The 20,393-nt window shown below is 54.7% G+C and carries 18 protein-coding genes; 9 read left to right on the top strand and 9 right to left on the bottom strand.

The annotated features are described in order from the left end of the window. Window positions 1-2: 2 nt before the first annotated feature. From WA429_RS07860 to WA429_RS07835, 6 genes are all read right to left on the bottom strand, one after another. Window positions 3-683: a response regulator transcription factor gene (locus tag WA429_RS07860; RefSeq protein ID WP_101247111.1), complete on the bottom strand. Its 681-nt coding sequence runs from the start codon at window positions 681-683 to the stop codon at window positions 3-5. A gap of 56 nt (window positions 684-739) precedes the next feature. Beyond that, complete coding sequence (locus tag WA429_RS07855) at window positions 740-1,384, bottom strand: nucleotidyltransferase family protein (protein ID WP_287465467.1); 645 nt, start codon at window positions 1,382-1,384, stop codon at window positions 740-742. A 13-nt stretch (window positions 1,385-1,397) separates the two neighbouring features. Next, the gene (locus WA429_RS07850) at window positions 1,398-2,393 is read right to left on the bottom strand and encodes an XdhC family protein (RefSeq protein ID WP_287465468.1); all 996 of its coding nucleotides are present in this window, start codon (window positions 2,391-2,393) and stop codon (window positions 1,398-1,400) included. A 102-nt stretch (window positions 2,394-2,495) separates the two neighbouring features. Beyond that, window positions 2,496-4,664, bottom strand: coding sequence for a xanthine dehydrogenase family protein molybdopterin-binding subunit (locus WA429_RS07845; protein ID WP_287465469.1), 2,169 nt, complete (start codon window positions 4,662-4,664; stop codon window positions 2,496-2,498). A 3-nt stretch (window positions 4,665-4,667) separates the two neighbouring features. After that, the gene (locus tag WA429_RS07840) at window positions 4,668-5,129 is read right to left on the bottom strand and encodes a (2Fe-2S)-binding protein (protein WP_101247107.1); all 462 of its coding nucleotides are present in this window, start codon (window positions 5,127-5,129) and stop codon (window positions 4,668-4,670) included. Between the two features lie 339 nt (window positions 5,130-5,468). Then, a complete protein-coding gene (locus WA429_RS07835; protein WP_068516953.1) occupies window positions 5,469-5,702 on the bottom strand; it encodes a hypothetical protein in 234 nt (77 codons plus the stop codon). A 245-nt stretch (window positions 5,703-5,947) separates the two neighbouring features. Here WA429_RS07835 and WA429_RS07830 point away from each other — a divergent pair, with 245 nt between their 5' ends. Beyond that, window positions 5,948-6,385, top strand: a complete 438-nt coding sequence (locus tag WA429_RS07830; RefSeq protein ID WP_068516952.1) for an Lrp/AsnC family transcriptional regulator — start codon at window positions 5,948-5,950, stop codon at window positions 6,383-6,385. A gap of 54 nt (window positions 6,386-6,439) precedes the next feature. On the opposite strand, the gene WA429_RS07825 is transcribed toward WA429_RS07830, so the two are convergent. Together WA429_RS07825 and nspC are read right to left on the bottom strand one after the other, a co-directional pair. Continuing rightward, window positions 6,440-7,681 (bottom strand): saccharopine dehydrogenase family protein, encoded by a 1,242-nt coding sequence (locus WA429_RS07825; protein WP_068516951.1) that lies wholly within the window; start codon window positions 7,679-7,681, stop codon window positions 6,440-6,442. Between the two features lie 76 nt (window positions 7,682-7,757). Further along, the gene (gene nspC / locus WA429_RS07820; protein ID WP_068516950.1) at window positions 7,758-8,855 is read right to left on the bottom strand and encodes a carboxynorspermidine decarboxylase; all 1,098 of its coding nucleotides are present in this window, start codon (window positions 8,853-8,855) and stop codon (window positions 7,758-7,760) included. Window positions 8,856-9,666: 811 nt separating this feature from the next. Between nspC and WA429_RS07815 the strand changes: the two genes are divergently transcribed. Next, window positions 9,667-10,155, top strand: a complete 489-nt coding sequence (locus WA429_RS07815) for a VOC family protein (protein WP_068516949.1) — start codon at window positions 9,667-9,669, stop codon at window positions 10,153-10,155. Window positions 10,156-10,215: 60 nt separating this feature from the next. On the opposite strand, the gene WA429_RS07810 is transcribed toward WA429_RS07815, so the two are convergent. Beyond that, window positions 10,216-11,250, bottom strand: a complete 1,035-nt coding sequence (locus tag WA429_RS07810; protein WP_068517016.1) for a LacI family DNA-binding transcriptional regulator — start codon at window positions 11,248-11,250, stop codon at window positions 10,216-10,218. A gap of 253 nt (window positions 11,251-11,503) precedes the next feature. Here WA429_RS07810 and WA429_RS07805 point away from each other — a divergent pair, with 253 nt between their 5' ends. From WA429_RS07805 to WA429_RS07775, 7 genes are all read left to right on the top strand, one after another. After that, entirely contained in the window at window positions 11,504-13,057 is a 1,554-nt protein-coding gene (locus tag WA429_RS07805; RefSeq protein ID WP_287465473.1) for a sugar ABC transporter ATP-binding protein, read from the top strand. After that, entirely contained in the window at window positions 13,050-14,063 is a 1,014-nt protein-coding gene (locus tag WA429_RS07800; protein ID WP_068516947.1) for an ABC transporter permease, read from the top strand. The genes WA429_RS07805 and WA429_RS07800 overlap by 8 nt, the downstream gene beginning before the upstream one ends. A 63-nt stretch (window positions 14,064-14,126) precedes the next feature. Then, on the top strand, window positions 14,127-15,083 hold the full coding sequence (locus tag WA429_RS07795) for an ABC transporter substrate-binding protein (RefSeq protein ID WP_068516946.1): 957 nt from the start codon (window positions 14,127-14,129) through the stop codon (window positions 15,081-15,083). Window positions 15,084-15,187: 104 nt separating this feature from the next. Continuing rightward, window positions 15,188-16,243: a sugar phosphate isomerase/epimerase family protein gene (locus WA429_RS07790; protein WP_101247097.1), complete on the top strand. Its 1,056-nt coding sequence runs from the start codon at window positions 15,188-15,190 to the stop codon at window positions 16,241-16,243. A 56-nt stretch (window positions 16,244-16,299) separates the two neighbouring features. Continuing rightward, on the top strand, window positions 16,300-17,463 hold the full coding sequence (locus WA429_RS07785; RefSeq protein WP_206928124.1) for a Gfo/Idh/MocA family protein: 1,164 nt from the start codon (window positions 16,300-16,302) through the stop codon (window positions 17,461-17,463). A 505-nt stretch (window positions 17,464-17,968) separates the two neighbouring features. Then, window positions 17,969-18,934 (top strand): 2-hydroxyacid dehydrogenase, encoded by a 966-nt coding sequence (locus tag WA429_RS07780; protein WP_287465474.1) that lies wholly within the window; start codon window positions 17,969-17,971, stop codon window positions 18,932-18,934. 208 nt (window positions 18,935-19,142) lie between these two features. Further along, window positions 19,143-20,300 (top strand): TRAP transporter substrate-binding protein, encoded by a 1,158-nt coding sequence (locus WA429_RS07775; protein ID WP_068517015.1) that lies wholly within the window; start codon window positions 19,143-19,145, stop codon window positions 20,298-20,300. The last annotated feature ends 93 nt before the right edge of the window (window positions 20,301-20,393 follow it).

The raw sequence follows: 20,393 nt of genomic DNA, 5'->3' as shown, positions 1-20,393 counted from the left end.
AGTTACTCGCGCAGGGCCACGCCCTGGCCCGGAATGGTGTGAATAAGATTTTGCTCGAACGGTTTGTCGATCCGATGGCGCAATTTGTAAAGATGCGTTTTCAGCGCATTGGTATCAGGCGGATCGCCCTGCCACAATGCCATTGAAAGACGCGAGCGGGTGACAACGCGCGGGCTGTTTTGCGCAAGAACTTCCAATATCGTCCAACCGGTTGGCGATACGTTGATATTTTGCCCGGCCCGGACGACTGACCGGTTTTCAAAATCAATCCGAAGGTCACCAAGCGAGAACCGTTTTACTTCCCCACTGCGCCGGCGTGACAAAACGCGGGTCCGCAGCAAAAGTTCTTCAAGCGCAAACGGTTTGACCAGATAGTCATCGGCACCGGCATGGAAACCTTCGATCTTGTCATCAAGGGTATCGCGCGCGGTCAGCATCAAGACCGGGGTGTCAATCCCTTCATCGCGCAGCGCCTTGCAAATGCTGATGCCGTCGCGAAATGGCAACATCAGATCAAGCAAAATAACGTCATATTCCCCGGTCAGGGCCATTTTGAACGCGGTTTCGCCATCATAGGCATGGTCGCATTCGACCCCTTCAATCGTCAGATAGTCACTGACGGTTGCGGCGATATCCATATTGTCCTCGACCAGAAGGACCATGATGTTGGCGGTTGCTTTCATTCACGTCATCTCGTTAACAGCGCGCAGGGTTACCATGGCGCATTTCCACCCGCAGGTCAGCCGGAAATACCCGGCTTGCCGGGAACAGTCGAGCCGGCGGGCATGCTCAGAACGGCGTTCAGATCGTCACGGGTATCGATATCAAAACGCGCGGCTTCAAGTTCAAGACCGATCACGTCATGATCCGCCCCGTTCAGGATTGCGCGCGCCCCCGATGGCCCGGACAGGGTGGCAAGTTCGGAAAACAGGCTTGCCGGAAACAGGGCCGGAACACCAAAGCCACCGGAATAGCGCGTGGCGATGATGTTTTCGCCGTCAAAGGATCCGATCAATTTTTGATAATCGCCACGGCCTAACCTGACCTGATCACACAGCGCGATCAGAACGGCGTCATAATCCCCGTTTTTCGCAATGGCCCCGATGCCAGCAGCGATCGAGCTTCCCATCCCCGATGCCCAGTCCGGATTGTCAACGATATGGCAATCGGTACCAATGACCGGGCGAATTTCATCGCCAAAAGCACCCAGCACGACAAAGCGATCAAGCCCCGGCAAACTGGCAAGCGCATCGATCGTGTGGCGGATCATCGGAACGCCATGGATGTCAGCCAACTGTTTGCGGCCGCCAAAACGCGCACTTTCGCCGGCAGCCAGAATAAGGCCAGCGCATTTGGGCACGGGATGATTTGTCTGCGGGGTCATGAATGCATCAGTCTTATTCCGCAGCCTGCGCCATGGCCGGTGCGGCGCGCTGCTTGAACAGGGCGTGATGGATGCCCGACAACATCGAAAGCGCAATGCTTTCGGGCAATTGCCCGCCAATATCCAGACCCGCAGGGCTTGAAATATCAAATGCCAGATCATTGCGGGTCAGGCCTGCGCGTTCAAGCACATCGGCAAAACGATGGCGCGGGCCAAGGGCCGAAAGATGCCGGATCGGGGTGTCGCACAAAACGCCAAGTGCATTGGCATCAATGCCGACACTATGCGCCATCAGGATCACGGCATCGACCCGCTGATCGCGGACATAGACGGCAAGGTCCTGGTCAATAGTGCGCAGGATCATATCGGCCTGCGGAAAATGTTCGGGCCGCGCATTGGCGGGGCGCGGATCGACCAGTGTGGTTTTCCAGCCCATGGTATGGGCAATCCCGATCACCGGGCGGGCATCAATGCCACCCCCCACCACAAGGATGTGGGGTTCGGGGGAAATCGGCGTAACCAGCCAGTCGCCATCGATACGATTTTCGATATGGGCGGGCGGGTTGGCGTGAATTTCACCAGTCTGAAAATAGCCTTCGACCGCGTTGATTTTCTGAAAATAAAGGCCGCCTTGGCGTCTGGTCAGGGCGCTGTGCAAATCCGACAGGCCAAGGTCGTTTTCGGCACTGACCGGTTGCAGCATGATATGGACCGTGCCGCCACATCCAACACCAAGCTTGAAGGAAAGGTCGTCTTCGTCATTGCCGTCATAGGTCAGCATGACCGGGCGACCGGTCAGCATGGCCTTGCGGGCATTGCGGATAATGTCGGTCTCAAGACAACCACCACTCAGCAGGCCGAACTGCTGTCCGTGCCCGTTAATCAGCATCATTGCCCCGGCCTTGCGATAGGCCGATCCTTCGGTGCGGTAAACCGTGCCCAGCACCCATTCGGTGCTGTTGCGGTTTTCCTGCCAGGCCGACAGCATGGCGGAAAGTTGGTTATTCATCAGTCACACGCCCTTTCAATAAAAGGGGAGCTGCCCGGAGAGCCGGGGAAGGGGAAGAAATTTGGTCCCCCGGGCAGCGATGCCGGCAATGCCGACGATACCTTAGACGAAATCGAAACCGGCCTTGGTCATGGGAAGATCAAGGATCCGTTTGCCGGTTTGGGCAAAGATGGCGTTGGCAACAGCCGGACCGGTCGGGGGAACGCCCGGTTCGCCAACACCGGTTGGTGCATTGTTCGATGAAACAATGGCGACTTCGATTTCCGGCATTTCCGGATTGCGCAGCAATTCATAGTCCGGGAAGTTGTACTGATCGACTTCGCCGTCGGTCAGGGTGACTTCGTTGCGGAAGATGGCCGAAAGGGCATAGCCCGCCCCGCCTTCCATCTGGGCACGGATGACATCGGGATTGATGGCAACCCCGCATTCGACCGCCATGAACAGCTTGTTGACGTGAACAGTGGTGTCTTCGACCGTGACATCGGCAACCACTGCCACACAGGTATTGAACGAGAAGTGGGCAGCAAAGCCGCGCTTGTCGCCTTTTTGCCAACCGGAAATCTCGCGGACCAGTTTGATGGCCTTGATCATGCGGGCCTGATTGGCACCAGACGGGTCGAGCATGGCAAGACGCATGTCAATCGGGTCCTGACCGGTTTCGGTCGCGACCATATCCATCAGACTTTCCATCACAAAGCCGGTATGGGTATGACCGACTGACCGCCACCAGTTGATCGGAACCGCGGTGGTAAAGTCACTTAGACCGATCCCCATATTGGGAAGGGTATAAAGACTTTCGGCGACCCCTTCGACCGAGGTCGGGTCAACGCCGTTCTGAACCATCATTTCGAACGGGCCACCCTTGGCGATCGATTTGGTTGCCAGACGATGATCCCAGCCGACAATCTTGCCATCGGCATCAATGCCGATTTTGGCACGATGGGCCGACATCGGGCGATAATAGCCGCCCTTGATATCGTCTTCGCGGCTCCAGACCAGTTTGACCGGAACCTTGCGTCCGGAAACGGCAAAGGCCATGGCGGCTTCGACATTGTAATCCGATGCCGCATTGGCACGACGGCCAAATGATCCGCCAGCATAAAGCGTTCTGATCTCGACCTTGGACGGATCAATGCCAAGGGTTGCTGCGACCATCGGACGGGTCAGGGTCGGGAACTGGCAGCCGTCATGAACGCGCACACCATCCCCAACCGGCTCAATCGTGCAGTTTTCCGGCTCCAGCGGTGCATGGGCCAGGAACGGGAAGGTGAATTGTGCATCAATCGTTTTGGCGGCCCCTTCAAGGATCGGTGTAACCGAGGCCAGCGGCACTTCGTGATTGGCATCAAATTGCGGGGCATCAAGCAATGCAACATGATCGGCAATCATGGCATCGGTGCTGCGTGTTTCCGCCGCACTGAAATCCCATTCAACCGACAGGGCGTCACGGGCCTGAAACGCCGCCCAGGTATTTTTGCCAAAGGCAACCACGCCGGCCTTGTTGGGCAGAACCTGTGCAGCGATAAAACCACCGACATCCTTGGCCGCACTGTCATCAAATGACACCACCGTGCCGCCGAATTTCGGGCTGCGGATGATGGCGGCATAGATCATGCCAGGCAGATTGACATCCATGGCAAACATCGCGGTGCCATTGGTTTTACCGGTATTGTCCTTGCGGTGCAGCTTGTCACTGCCAATCAGTTTGAACTGATCGGGGGTTTTGACCGCGGGCTTTTCGACAGGGGAAAGCGTTGCGGCGATGGCAACGAATTCGCCGAAATGACCGGATTTTCCGCCCGATGACAGCATGCCGTTTTCAACCGTGATGGTTGATGCATCGACACCCCAGCTTTGGGCGGCAGCACGTACCAGAAGGTCGCGCGCAGCCGCACCGGCTTCGCGATACTGCATGAAGGAGTTGGCGATCGAGGTCGATCCACCCGTGCCTTGCGCACCAAAGAACAGGTTCTTGTAGCGTTCAACATCGGCCGGGGCGAATTCGGGAACGACCGTATCCCAATTGGCATCGAGTTCTTCGGCGACCAGTGTGGTCAGGCCGGTTGTCGTGCCCTGGCCCATTTCGAAATGCTTGATGATGACGGTAACGGTGCCATCGGCATCGATTTTGACAAACGGGTTCAGATCGGTTGCCGCCGTCGCCGTTGAACCGGCCGCGAGAACACCCTTGGCATTGATCCCGACCAGAAGGGCAGTGGTGCCCGCAGCAGATGCCTTAAGGAAACCGCGACGTGAAACATTGATGTTCATGACTTAGGCCTCCAGCTTTTGGGATGCGAGCTTGATGGCTTCGTTGATGCGGACATAGGTCACACAGCGGCAGGCATTGCCATTCATGTAATCCTTGATGTCATCATCGGTCGGTTTCGGGTTTTCGGTCAAAAGACCGATGGCCGACATGATCTGACCGGACTGGCACCAGCCGCACTGCACGACGTCTTTTTCACGCCACGCTTCCTGAACGGCTTGGGCAACCTTGTCGGTCGCACCTTCGATGGTGGTGATTTCGCTATCAACCGCGTCTTCGACAAAGGTCTGGCAGGAACGGGTAGGGTAACCGTCCACATGCACGGTGCAGGCACCGCAATAGGCAACACCGCAACCGAACTTGGTCCCGGTCAGTTGAAGTTCATCGCGCAAAACCCAAAGCAACGGTGTGCCGGGTTCGGCATCAACGGTGCGGGTCTCGCCATTGATTTTAAGCTGATATTGCATGACCGCCTCATCTCTCTCTTTTGGCTTGTTATGGGCGATCATCACGCAGGCGCAGGTAACCAAGCGGTAAACGGGTATTTGGCCCATTTACCGTGGGCTCCGAACAGGGTGATCAACTTTTCCAAACGGCCAAAAACAGGCTGGTTGCGAAGGTGTTTTTTTTTGGGGGGGGGATGGTCACGTGCCGACAGCAAGGAGAAGCGGCGGTTTTACGGTTTTTGCAATTCGCGCATTACCAGAACAAAAAAAGCCTGTCGATGCAGTGTGCATGGACAGGCTTTTTTAGTTGGTCAGACTGTGTGGGGCACGTGTCTGGCATCTTTTTTTGGGGGATGTGAATTACCGCGGGGCGTGGCCGTGTTCGCAGGCAAAGTCAATGTCGCTGCGGGCGATGCCAATATCTTCAAGGCGTTCACGCGGGGCATGGCGAAGCATTTCGGTGTCACGCGCGACCTTGTGGGCATGGGCCCATTTGCGGGGCAAAAGGACGAGCCAGCGCCAGATGGATGCGCCCGAAACCGGCGCTACATTGGTGGTGGCGACGAGGGAGTCATTCGTAAACTGTGCTGGCATGATGCTGGCTCGCTAGTTTGTTTGCTAATAAGGGGCAGAGTTTCCTCTGAACCCGAAAACAATTTACGCCTGACTTATGTGAATTGGCGCGCAAACTTCGCAAATTCGTGCGAGATTTTCGCAAAAATTCTGTAAAAACGATTTTCTTTCGTTTGCGGCCTGCGCCATGTTTGGTTACAGGGTGTTAGGGGCCGAACCCGATTGATGGGTTAACATGGCATCATCACGAGCCGGGAATTCGAAACGTGGCGGAACTCGATAAATTCGACTATCGCCTGCTGGAGCTGTTGCAGGAAAACAGCCGCATGACAGGCAATGAACTGGCGGGGAAAGTTGGGCTTTCGTCGGCGGCATGCCTGCGCCGTGTTCAGCGTTTGCGTGAAACCGGCGTGATTGAACGTGATGTTGCGGTGGTATCGCCCAAGGTATTTGGCAAGCGCATGACCGTGATCGTGCTGCTGACCATGGAACGTGATCGTCCGGACCGGTATATGCTGATGCGCGAAGAATTCGCCAAAATGCCCGAAGTCGTGCAGTGCCATCACGTCACCGGTGCCCATGACTTTGTGCTGCGCATTCAGGTCGGTGACATGGAAGAATACAGCGCCTTTGTCGATCGGGTGTTTCATGAACCCTATATCAAGCGATATGAAAGTCTTGCGGTTCTCGGATCGCTGAAATGAAAAATGGCGGGTCAAAACCCGCCATTTTCTTTGTATTTCTGACGTCACCCGAACTTAGGAAAAGTCGAGTGCCCGGTCGCCATTGGCATCCTTGATGCGGGTCGGAAGACCCATGCCATTAAGCAGGTTGAGGAACGGCTTGGCCGGAAGTTCTTCGACATTGGCCATTTTCTTCACATCCCATTCACCCGTGGCAATCAGCATCGCAGCGGCAACCGGTGGTACACCGGCGGTATAGGAAATGCCCTGGCTTCCGACTTCGTTATAGGCGTCCTTGTGATCGGCCACGTTATAGATCAGGACTTCGGTTTCCTTGCCATCCTTGGTACCCTTGACCAGATCACCGATGCAGGTTTTACCGGTGTAATCAGGTGCAAGCGAGCTCGGGTCCGGCAGGCAGGCCTTAACGACCTTAAGCGGCACAACTTCAAGGCCCTCGGCGGTTTTGACCGGCTGTTCGGACAGAAGGCCGATATTTTTCAGAACCGTGAACACATTGACGTAGTGATCGCCAAAGCCCATCCAGAAGCGGACATTTGGAACGTCAAGATTCTGGGACAGGGAATGGACTTCGTCATGGCCGGTCATGAAGGTCTGGCTTTCGCCAACCACCGGCATGTCCCAGATCTTTTTGATCTCGAACATCTTATTCGATTTCCACTCGTTATCCTGCCAGGAATAGACCGTGCCGGTAAATTCGCGGAAATTGATTTCCGGATCGAAATTGGTAGCAAAATATTTGCCGTGGCTGCCGGCATTGATGTCGATGATGTCAATCGAGTCAATTTTGTCGAAATAGTCTTCGACCGCCAGTTTGGCATAGGCATTCACAACGCCCGGATCGAAGCCGACACCGAGGATCGCGGTGGTACCGGCCTTTTCGCATTCTTCGCGGCGCTTCCATTCATAGTTGGCATACCATGGCGGGGTTTCGCAGATTTTGTCCTGCTCTTCATGGATGGCGGTATCGAGATAGGCAACACCGGTTTTGATGCAGGCCGACATGACCGGCATATTGATGAAAGCAGACCCGACATTGATGACGATCTGGCTGCCGGTTTTTTCGATCAGGGCGGCGGTTGCATCGACATCCGTGGCATCAAGTGCATGACCTTCAAGAACGCCGGGGTTCTTGAGGTTTTTCTTTTCATGGATGCTGTCGATGATTGCCTGGCACTTCGCAGCAGTACGCGAAGCGATATGAATATCGCCAAGCACGTCATTATGCTGCGCACATTTATGTGCTACGACCTGTGCGACGCCACCTGCGCCGATAATCAGAACATTCTTTTTCATGTCGGGCCAAAAACTCCCTTGTTTTGAGAGGTGGAGCACCCGTGCTCCGGTTCGCTATGAAAAGTGCGCTTTCGGTTTACGAAAGGCTCGATACGTAGTCATCAAAAGTGAACTCGCGAATAACGCGTTCAGTTCCGTCCAGTTCCCGGATCACGATGGACGGCATGCCGACCCCGTTGAACCAGTTCTTTTTGACCATGGTGTAACCGGCCGCATCCTGAATGGAGATACGGTCGCCTACCTTGATCTCGTTTTCAAAATCAAATTCGCCAAAGACATCACCGGCAAGGCAGGACTTGCCGCAGATCATGTAATGATGGTCGCCCTTGTTGGGCAGGACCTTTGCACTTTCGCGATAGATCAGAAGATCGAGCATGTGTGCTTCGATCGAGCTATCGACGATGGCCAGATTCTTGCCGTTAAACAGGGTATCAAGTACGGTGACTTCAAGGGTCGTGCTTTTGGTGATCGATGCTTCGCCCGGCTCCAGATAGACCTGCACGCCGAATTTTTCGGAAAATGCCTTAAGGCGTGCACAGAATTTATCGAGCGGGTAGTCATCACCGGTGAAATGAATGCCGCCACCAAGACTGACCCATTCAACACGCGACAGAAGGGAGCCGAATTTTTCCTCGATATTGCCAAGCATCCGGTCAAACAGATCAAAGTCGGCATTTTCACAGTTATTGTGAATCATGAAGCCGGAAATCTGATCCATCACCGCTTCGACCTTGGTGACATCCCATTCGCCCAGGCGCGAAAACGGGCGCGCCGGATCGGCCAGATCAAAGCTTGAAGTCGATACCTGCGGATTAAGGCGAAGGCCGCGCACAATGCCCGATGCCTGTGCGCTGAACCGGGTCAGCTGGCTGATCGAATTGAAAATGATCTTGTCGGCATTTTCGATGACTTCGGCGATTTCGCTGTCGGAATAGGCCACGCTATAGGCATGGGTTTCCTTGCCGAATTTCTGACGACCCAGTTTGACTTCATGAAGCGACGAAGACGTCGTGCCATCCATATAATCGGACATGAAATCAAAAACCGACCAGGTCGCAAAACATTTGAGCGCCAAAAGCGCCTTTGCACCGGAATGTTCGCGCACATAGGCGATCTTTTCCATGTTGCGCAGCAGCTTGGATTTGTCGATCAGATAATAGGGCGTTGCGGGCATAGGCGGCTCTCTACAACTATGTCACGGGAAAATGCGGATGAAACGCGATACGTGGCGGTTTGCGCCAGTTTCCGGGTTTCGGGCAGTCACCAATCTGGTGGAAAACAACCGGATCAACTAGTGATCAGCAAGACGATGCGTGATCCAATAGACAGAGACAGATAAACTGTATTCATTCATCACTTCGTCCCCGTCATTTGAGTTGTTGCCAAAGTCAGCCGATAAGGGCTGCGCGTGTTTCTGCGTATCTGCCGCGACCCAATAGCAGCGGGGGGCAGGGTGGTCAATACCGCATTCCAAAGTCCGAACTGTTTAACATGATTGTAACGGCACTGCCGGGATTTGCAAAACACCCCGGACCGATGCGCATTCGCCAAAATAACCAAGTGCTTAGCCGTGATGCGATGCGGTGATCCTGGGGGCGATGTTATTGTTTTGATGTGTATTCGGTTGGAAACCCCACCGGACTTTCTCGATGCAGGGCGGCTTTGCGCGGGGTATCGCGCATCGGGATATGTCATGCGTGCGTGCGGGCATCTGGTATTTGGTCGCATTGATTTCGGTTTGCCATTGCCTATCTGATAGTTATGGGCGGTGCGCATGGTTTGATCGATCATGACCCGCCCGCCAACGGAGCGGCCCCGCAATGTGACGCCGGTAAGGGTGATGGTGGAATAATGTTCGTGGACGGGTGTGCCAGCACCCCCGCCAGACCGGAACCCGATGCACCGGCAAAAAGCAAACCCCGTGACGGATCATTTTCCGATCACGGGCGTTGGGGCGGTAGGGACCCACAAAGACGGAGGAAACCATGCAACCTGCAGCAGTCAGTGTAGACCATCTTGCGTTTCCAACCCGCGACCTTGAAGCAACCGACCACTTTTATTCCAAGGTGCTGGCAGCCAAGCTTGTCCATGCCGAAAGCGGTTACAGCCCGTCCTGGAAAAGCGACTATCTGCTGATTACCTATGCGCTGCCTGACGGGACCAGATTGTCCTTTTATGACTGGCCGGCTGATACCGGGCCTTATCCCGATGATCCGCATATGCCAGATGACGTTTTTCATATCGGGTTGCGCTGTGCCGCACCACGCGATGTGATTGCCTGGCAAAATCATCTGTTTCAGCACAAGGTCGTCTATCACAATGAAGATGACGGACAGTCGCGGCGTCTTTTCATTCGCGATCCCAATGGCATCCGGTTCGAGATTTTTGCATCCGAAAGTGCCAAGTCCGGACATGATCACGAAGGCAATGCCCGTGCGGTCATTGGTGAATGGAAAAAGATTTCCGGCGACTGATCAGGCGTTCTGCCGATGAAAGATCGCTGATCGGTTCGGGCTGCGATGGTTCCTTTTGTGTCAGGATGCTGGGCAGGGGCCGCTGCTTTGGCGGATGATCAGTTCGGTCGGGATAATGACCGGACCGGGTTCACGATGTTCAAACATCCCCTTTGATCCCAGACGGTCAAGAAGCAGGCTGATTGCCTGTTCGCCAAGGCGGCGGCGCGGCTGACGAACGGTGGTGATGGGCGGATCATAGGCCGCGGCATGGGGAATATCGTCAAAGCCGACCACCGATACATCTTCGGGGATACGAAGGCCATATTCCTTGGCAGCAACAATCACGCCGATGGCCATGCCGTCACTGGCACAGGAAACGGCGGTCGGCCGAGTTTCAGGATCGGCCAGAAGCGCCCGACCTGCTGCAATACCTGAATCAATCGAGAAATCCCCGCGATAAATCAGGGCCGGGTCATGGGCAATGCCGGCGGTTTCGAGGGCGCGGCGATATCCGGCAACGCGGTCCGTGGTCAGGATGTTGGTGGATGGGCCGCTGACATGGGCGATGCGGGTATGGCCAAGCTCTGTCAGGTGACGGTTGGCGATAAAGGATGCCTCGTCATTGTCAATGATCACCGTTGGCAAGGCACATCCCGGGATCCGTTCGCAGGCAACCACCACCGGCGGGGTGGCATTGGCCGGTGCATTGGCAAGCGATGCAGGAAGACGCCCGTTCAGCAGAATCATGGCGTCGGCCTGATTGCTGCGCAGATAGGCGGCATAGGTTGCTTCGCGTTCAGGGTCGTTTTGCGTATCGCCGATCAGGACATTATAGCCCGCCTGGCTTGCACCTTTTTCGATCCCGGACAGAATCGCCGAAAAGAACGGATTTCCAATGTCAGGCACCAGCAAAAGGATCATGCCCGAACGGTTCAGGCGCAGGTTTCTGGCCATGACATTGGCGGTATAGCCGGTCGCGGCGATCGCAGTTTGCACTTTTTCGCGTGTGGTTTCGGAAACCACATCAGGTTTGTGCAAGGCCCGGCTGACAGTGGCAATAGATACCCCTGCATGGCGGGCAACATCTTCAATCGTCGCGATTTTTTCACTCATGCTTCTTCCTACTCCGCCCGATAAAACCTGTCCAGCGGCATTCGATACATCGTTGTCGGTGGTGATTTTGGTCACAATCATGAAAATGTAAAGGTTTACATTCAAAATGAAAACGTTTACACAGTGATAAATACCGCCAGTTCAGGTGAATGGCCGGTCTGTTGGCGCCCAATGCGCCCGGCCGGGGCATTTATCGCGGCACGCGGTGCTAAAAGCTGATCGCAAAAAATGCGACGCAAGGGAGGATACATTCATGACGGATGCGGCCGTTCACGCCGTTAATCCCGATCAACAGGTGCGCACACGCCTGTCCGGTCGGCAGATTTGCAAGTCATTCGGATCGGCACAGGTCCTTTTTGATGTTTCCATCGACCTGATGGCCGGTGAAGTTCATGCGCTGTTGGGGGAAAACGGTGCTGGCAAATCGACACTTGTGAAAATCCTGTCCGGTTATCATCAGCCCAGCAGCGGCGAACTTGTTCTTGATGGGGTGCCAGTCACCTTTCATGACAGCGAGGCCGGTGAAAATCACGGTGTGATCCTGATCCATCAGGAACTCAATCTTGCCGAACAACTGACCGTTGAAGAAAACATCTTTCTGGGTCGCGAGATCAAGCGTGGCTGGTTCCTTGATAAAACCACGATGCGGCAGGAAGCGGCAAAGCTTCTGAGCCAGTTACAATGTGATGTTGATCCCAAAACCCGTATCCGTGATCTGTCGGTTTCTGATCGCCAGATGGTCGAAATCGCCAAGGCGCTTTCGAAAAAGGCCGATATCCTGATCCTCGATGAACCGACCGCGGTTCTAACCGGGCGCGAGGTCGACATTCTGTTTGACCAGATCAGGCGCCTGCGCGATCAGGGTGTCGCGATCCTTTATATTTCCCACAAGCTTGATGAAATCAAAGCCATCGCCGACCGGGTAACGGTTCTGCGCGATGGCCGCCATATCACGACCGAACCGGTCGCGGGTCTTGAAAAGGATGATATGGCGCGCCTGATGGTCGGACGTGACATCAAACAGATGTTCCCCGATCGCACCCCCGGACATGCCGGTGATGTTGCGCTTTCGGTACGCAATCTGTCGGTGGACGGTCAGGTGCGTGACGCCAGCTTTGATCTTAGACGCGGTGAGGTTCTTGGTTTTGCCGGGATCGTCGGGGCGGGGCGTACCGCCCTTATGGAAGCCATCATTGGGCTTCGCGAATGCAGTTCAGGCCAAATCGAACGCAATGGCAATCCGGTCGTGATCAACAGTCTTCAGGACGCCAAAAAATGCGGGATTGCCTATCTGACCAAGGATCGCAAGGGCAGCGGGCTTCTTTTGAATATGGAAATGCGCCCGAACCTGACCCTTTTGGCGTTGGAGAAATTCGGGCGGGTGATCATTGACCGCAAGGCCGAGGAAGCCGCCCTTGAAACCGCGATTGAAGCATTCGACATTCGGGCCGCCGATCGCAAATCCAAGGTCGGTGATTTTTCCGGCGGCAATCAGCAAAAGCTGTTGCTGGCCAAGGTCATGGAAACCGACCCGGAAATTGTGATTATCGACGAGCCGACGCGCGGTATCGATATCGGCACCAAAAGCCAGATTTATCATTTCATCGGCGATCTGACCAATCGCGGAAAATCCGTCATCCTCCTGTCGTCTGAAATGCCCGAGATGCTTGGCCTGTCTGACCGTATTGCGGTGATGGCAGCCGGATGCATTACCGGCATTCTTGAAGGAAACGACCGCAACGAACATGAAATCATGCGGCATGCGACAGGAATTTCAGGCAAGCAGGGAGTGTCTGTTCATGAATAGCCTTGAGCGAACCGAAAGATCGGCTTCAAGCGGGTTCACTATTGATTTTAAGGCATTGGGTCCGTTTCTAGCCCTTGTTGGCCTGTTCATTCTGGGAACCGCGATCAACGAGGCGTTTCTGAGTGGTGGCAACCTTGCCAATATCTTTACCCGTGCGGCCTTTATCGGGATCATCGCGGTCGGGGCGACCTTTGTGATTACCGCTGGCGGAATTGATCTTTCGGTCGGGTCGATGGCGGCCTTTATATCGGGTGCGATGATTGTTGTGATGAACACACTGGTCGCAACCCTCGGCGCCGGGATTGAAACGGTTCTGATCGGTGTTGTGCTCAGCATTGTTCTGGGTGTCGGGGCCGGTGCGATCAACGGGTTGGTCAGCACCAAGGGCAAGATCGAAGCTTTCATCGTCACCCTTGGCACCATGGGGATTTACCGGTCGCTTGTGACCTATATGGCCGATGGCGGGACGCTGTCGCTTGATTTCGAGGTGCGCGGTGTCTATCGCCCGGTTTATTACGGCGATGTTCTGGGCATTCCTGTGCCAGTTCTGGTGTTCTTTGCAGTCGCGGTTGCCGGCTATGTGTTGCTGAACATGACGCCGTTTGGTCGGAAATGCTTTGCCATCGGATCAAACGAGCAGGTTGCACGGTATTCGGCAATCCATGTCGACCGGGTCAAGACCATGACCTATGTGATCCAGGGGCTTTGCGTGTCGCTTGCCACCATCATCTATGTGCCGCGCTTGGGATCGGCATCCAGTTCCACGGGCGTTCTTTGGGAACTCGAAGCGATTGCCGCAGTGATCATTGGCGGCACGATGCTTAAGGGTGGCTATGGCCGGATCTGGGGCACGGTTGTTGGTGCAATCATGCTGACCACCATTGGCAATATCCTGAATTTGACGGATGCGATCAGTAACTATCTGAACGGAGCGGTTCAGGGGCTGATCATTATCGTGGCTGTGTTCCTGCAACGCGGGGACTGGCGACGCAAAAAGAGCAAATAACCGGCGATCAACGTCCGGGAAGAATGTGAAAACGCATCATTTTTTGATCAGGAGGAAGCGTTGATGAAAACGTTTACAAAATATCTGGGGGCTGCTTGTGTGCTGGGTCTTGGCCTTGCATCCACGACGGCCTTGGCGGCTGATAAAATCAAGATCGGGGTTTCCATTCCTGCGGCAACCCATGGCTGGGCCGGTGGCCTGAACTGGCATGCCGAACAGGCTGAAAAGCGGATCGAGGCAACCTATCCGAATATCGACATCATCGTGGTCAGCGCGAATGGCGCATCCGAACAGGCCAACGATCTTGAAGATCTGGTATCGGTTCAGAATATCGACGCGCTTGTGGTTCTGCCCTTTGAATCCGATCCGCTGACCGTTCCGGTCCAGCAGGTCAAACAGGCAGGCAAGTTTGTCACGGTGGTTGACCGTGGTCTTTCGCTTCCGGGGATCGAGGATGTCTATGTTGCGGGCAATAACCCGGAACTGGGCCGTGTATCGGGTGAATATATTCGTGAACGTCTGAATGACGAAGGCAAGATCGTTGTTTTGCGCGGCATTCCGACCACGGTTGATACCGAACGTGTTGATGCGTTTGTTGAAACGCTTGATGGGTCAAAGATCGAAATCCTTGATATGAAACATGCCAACTGGAACCGCGATGACGGCTATGAAGTGATGCAGGACTTCCTGTCGCGCTTTCCGAAAATCGATGCGGTGTGGGCTCAGGATGACGACATTGCGCTTGGCGTGATCGAAGCAGTCAAACAGGCCGATCGTACCGATGAAATGTTCATCGTTGGCGGTGCGGGCATGAAAGACATCATCAAACGCGTGATGGATGGTGACAAACTGACCCCGATTGATGTGCTTTATCCGCCGGCAATGATCGCAACCGCGATTGATATCACGGTGATGAAGTTTACCTCGAACGCGCCGGTCGAAGGCCGTTACATCCTTGGTGCCACAGTTGTCACCCAGGACAATGCCGAGAACTTCTATTTCCCGGACAGCCCGTTCTGATCGGGTTTGGTTGAGACGAGCACACTTGCGTGTCGGGCGGCTGTCCGCCCGACACATCCATCTTTCCCCGATATCCCGTCAGGACGCAGTTAAAGAGGCCAGCAATGAAAACACTTAAGGGACCGGCAATCTTTCTTGCACAGTTTGCAGGCGATGAAGCCCCGTTCGATAGCCTTGATTCCATTGGTCGCTGGGCTGCGTCGCTTGGATATAAGGGGGTGCAAATTCCCAGTTGGGACAAGCGCCTGTTTGATGTTGAAAAGGCCGCATCAAGCAAGGATTACTGCGACGAAATCACCGGAATTCTTGGCCAGCATGGTGTCGCGCTGACCGAACTTTCCACCCATTTGCAGGGACAGCTTGTTGCCGTTCATCCGGCTTATGATGAAATGTTTGACGGGTTTGCCGCACCCGAAGTCCGCGGCAATCCAAAGGCCCGTCAGGAATGGGCCGTCAATCAGGTCAAGGCCGCGATCAAGGCATCAAACCATATGGGTATTTCGGCCCATGCGACATTCTCGGGCGCGCTGGCCTGGCCCTATGTTTATCCGTGGCCGCAACGCCCGGCCGGTCTGATCGAAACCGCATTTGATGAACTTGCCAGACGCTGGAGCCCGATCCTTGATGCCGCCGAGGATGCCGGGGTTGATATCTGCTATGAAATTCATCCTGGCGAGGATTTGTTTGATGGGGTGACATTCGAGATGTTCCTTGAACGCGTCAGGAACCATCCGCGTGCCAACATCCTTTATGATCCAAGCCACTTTGTGTTGCAGCAGCTTGATTATCTTGATTTTATCGATATTTACGCTGATCGTATCCGCATGTTCCACGTCAAGGATGCCGAGTTTAATCCGACCGGACGCCAGGGTGTCTATTCCGGGTATCAAAGCTGGGTCGGGCGGGCAGGCCGGTTCAGGTCGCTTGGCGACGGACAGGTCGATTTCGGTGCGATCTTCTCGAAATTGGCGGCCATTGATTTTGATGGCTGGGCCGTGCTGGAATGGGAATGCGCCCTTAAACATCCCGAAGACGGTGCCCGCGAAGGGGCCGAATTCATCAAGAATCACATCATTCGTGTAACCGAAAAGGCCTTTGACGATTTTGCCGATGGCGGCACCGACGAGGCGGCCAATCGCCGCATCCTTGGCCTTGGATAGGCCGTCGTAAAAGACTTTCGCGGTTCGAAAACAGTCAACGACATCTGGAGACAGACATGAGCAATTCTTCCAATCCCGGTCGTCGCATCCGCCTTGGCATGGTTGGCGGTGGTCAGGGGGCTTTTATCGGTGCGGTCCATCGCATCGCCGCCCGTCTTGATGATCGTTATGAACTGGTTGCCGGTGCATTGTCATCCAAGCCCGATGTGGCGGCGGCGTCCGCAGCCGAACTGTTCATTGCCGCCGATCGCAGCTATGACAGTTTTGAAACCATGGCAAAGGCCGAGGCCGCCCGCGAGGACGGCATTGATGTCTGTGCGATTGTCACGCCGAACCATCTGCATTTTCCCATCACCATGGCGATGCTTGATGCCGGAATTCACGTGATCTGTGACAAGCCGCTTTGCCTGACAGTGGAAGAAGCCGAAAAGATCGCGGCCAAGGTCAAGGAAACCGGGCTTCTGTTTGCCCTGACCCATAATTACACCGCCTATCCGATGGTCCGCGAGGCCCGCAAAATGGTGGCGGATGGCAAGCTTGGCGATATTCGTCTGGTGCAGGTCGAATATCCGCAAGGCTGGATGGCGACCCGGGTTGAAGATACCGACAACAAACAGGCCCATTGGCGCGCCGATCCGGCCAAGGCCGGCATGGGCGGTGCGCTTGGCGATATCGGAACCCATGCCCATAACCTTGCCGAGTTCGTCACCGGGCTTGAGATCAGCGAGCTTTGTGCCGATGTCGATGCGATTGTTCCGGGGCGCAAACTTGATGACAATGTGCAAATCCTGTTGCGCTATGCCAATGGTGCGCGCGGCATGTTATGGGCAAGCCAGATTGCGGTCGGACATGAAAATGGTCTGCGTCTTCGTGTTTACGGGGACAAGGGCGGCATCGAATGGGCCCAGGAACATCCCAATCAATTGCATTTCCGTCCCCTTGATGGTCGCCCGGAACTGATGACCCGCGGTGGTGCGGGGATCGGTGCCGAGGGGCTTCGTGGCGTACGTGTTCCGCCGGGACATCCGGAGGGCTATCTTGAGGGCTTTGCCAACCTTTACACCGATTTTGCCGATCAACTGACTGCCCATATCAACGGAACCAAGCCCGATGACGGCGCGCTTCTGGTGCCCGGTGTGGTCGAAGGCCTTAAGGGCATGAAATTTGTCGAGGCCGTCGTGCGGTCCGGGCGGGACGGGGCCGTTTGGGTCAAAATGTGAGGATGTCTCATATTTATTGACATCGCTTGGTGTTTCTGGGGATCGCCAAACCATGTCAGGACATCCTTGAAACGGATTCTTCCCGACCGACAGCCATGTCGGCATATAGCCGCTGCCATCTGGCAGCGGCTTTTTTATTGGTCAATTTTGGCAACGATTTCCCGCGAATCAGAGTCTTGCAGTGCGGTAAATGACCAATGTTGATGTAACGATTCCCGATCAGGGATCCGTTGATTTTATACTTCTGGATGGTGGAAGAGGTCCGGATTTCGATGGCTGCAACATTGGCCGTACAGGAACCTGAAATCGGTATTTAATATATTAAAATCAATGTGATAGTTAAATTTACGCATATGCGGCGCGATGGGCGTCAACCTGATGGTTTTCCACGAAGTGAAAAAGAGTTACCGGTTGGTTGATCGCCTATTGATGGTTTTTTCGTATAGGTGTTTCCTTGAAGCATAATAAATAAATCTACCTATCAGGGAAAACCGGGAGCGTCCGCATGCCCGAGAAACCAAAGCTTCTGATTACCCGACGTCTTCGCGATGCCGTACAGGCACGCGCGGCGCGCGACTATCAGGTGCTTACCAATGCCGAAGACCGGGTATTTACCCGGGATGAGCTTATTGAAAAATGTCAGCAGGTTGACGCGGTTTTGCCGTGTCATTCCGAACATTTTTCTGCCGATGTGATTGCGGCATTGCCCGATCGTCTCAAAATCATCGCCAACCATTCGGTCGGGGTTGATCATGTTGATCTGGCGGCTGCCAAGACGGCCGGCATCGTTGTGACCAATACGCCGGACGTATTGTCCGATGCCACGGCCGAAATCGCCATGTTGTGCATGCTTGGTGCCGCGCGTCGCGGGGCCGAGGGTGACGCCATGATCCGTGCCGGCAACTGGGATTTCTGGTCGCCGGCCTTTATGGTCGGGCGTCAGGTGACCGGCAAGCGTTTCGGTGTGCTTGGCATGGGCCGTGTCGGTCAGGTTGCCGCCGAACGTGCGCGCGGTTTTGGAATGACTGTTCATTACCACAATCGTCAGCCGGTTTCCGAACATCTGGCAAAGGGGGCAATTTATCACGACACGATTGAAGGCCTGTTTGCCAATTCCGATGTGTTGTCATTGCATTGTCCGTCAACGCCCGAGACGACCGGCATCATCAATACCGAGACGATCGGCTGGCTGCCGGACCGGGCCATTCTGGTCAATACCGCACGTGGTAATCTTGTCGATGAGGACGCATTGGTGGATGCGCTTGAAAGTGGTAAGTTGTTTGCTGCCGGTCTGGACGTTTTTCGGAACGAACCCGGTGGAAATCAACGAATTAGCGCGTTGAAAAACGTGTTTCTGTTGCCACATATAGGCTCCGCCACCGAAGAAACGCGCGATGCGATGGGCTTTCGCGCACTTGATAATCTTGATGCCTATTTTGCAGGCCGTGAACCGGGTGACCGGGTGGCATAACAAGACGGGAAAACCGTCGTAATTCAGTTAGTTCGTAATTCTAATAATAACAAAATGCGTGCCGTTTTTCAGGTCCCGAAACGGGATAAGCGCATGATCTACGATCTTCAATACTGAAGTCAGGGGCTTTTGAAGGCTGACAGTTATCGTTCTTTTTCCGGCAATGGTTGTTGGTCAAAGACGGTAAATCTGGGAGGAAATAATGGATATGAAGACCAAGTCTGAAGACGTGAAGTCCAAGGAAGTATCCCGTCGTTCGTTCCTTACCAAAGGTGCGACCGGGGTGGTTGCCGGCGGTGCAGCAGCATCAGGGCTGTTTGCCGCACCGGCAGTTCATGCGCAGCCGGCACCGATGGTGCTGAAAATGCAGACTTCCTGGCCGTCGTCCGATATCTGGATGACGTTTGCCCAGCAATATGTTGACCGCGTAGAAGCAATGTCGGGTGGTCGTCTTAAAATCGACCTTCTGCCGGCTGGTGCGGTTGTCGCAGCCTTCCAGGTTCTGGACGGTGTCAATGATGGCGTGATCGACATCGCCCATTCCGTGCCGGTTTACTGGTACGGCAAGAACAAGGCAGCATCGCTGTTCGGTACCGGTCCGGTCTTTGGCGGTTCTGCAACCACCATGCTGAGCTGGTTCTATGCCGGTGGCGGTGAAGAATTCTATCGCGAACTGATTCAGGACGTGATGGGTCTTGATATTGTCGGTCTTCTTGGTTTCCCGATGCCTGCACAGCCGTTCGGCTGGTTCAAGGGCCAGGTGAACTCCGTTGCCGACATCCAGGGCTTCAAATACCGTACTGTCGGTCTGGCAGCAGACCTTCTGCAGTCGATGGGCATGTCTGTTGCACAGCTTCCGGGCGGCGAGATCGTACCGGCAATGGAACGTGGCGTGATTGACGCGTTCGAATTCAACAACCCGTCTTCGGATATGCGTTTCGGCGCACAGGACGTTGCGAAGAACTACTATCTGTCTTCGTACCATCAGGCTTCCGAAAGCTTTGAATTCCTGTTCAACAAGTCGCTGATGGAAGATCTGGAACCGGATCTGCAGGCGATCCTGCGTCACGCGGTTGAAGCAGCTTCGACCTCGAACACCGCACTTGCGATGGACAACTATTCCTCTGACTTGCAGAAACTGCAGGCCGAAGGTGTTGAAGTACATCGTACGTCCAAGGAAATCCTGAGTGCACAGCTTGATGCGTGGGACAAACTGATCCCGACGCTTGAAGAAGATCCGTTCATGAAAAAGGTTCTCGACAGCCAGCGCGCCTGGGTCGAGCGTGTAACCTATTATGAACTGATGAACTCGCCTGATTATCAGCTTGCTTATAATCACTACTTCCCGGGCAAGCTGAAACTCTGATCAACCATTAACGGTTGTTCAGTGTTGCGATGAATCTGACTGCCCCGTCTGGTGCCCGTGCATCAGGCGGGGCGGTCAATGCTAACGGACAGG

This window comes from Thalassospira sp. CH_XMU1420-2 (assembly GCF_037029325.1).
GTDB lineage: Bacteria > Pseudomonadota > Alphaproteobacteria > Rhodospirillales > Thalassospiraceae > Thalassospira > Thalassospira povalilytica.
The sequence above is the reverse complement of the archived record's forward strand: the minus strand, read 5'-3'. Positions and strand labels throughout refer to the sequence as shown.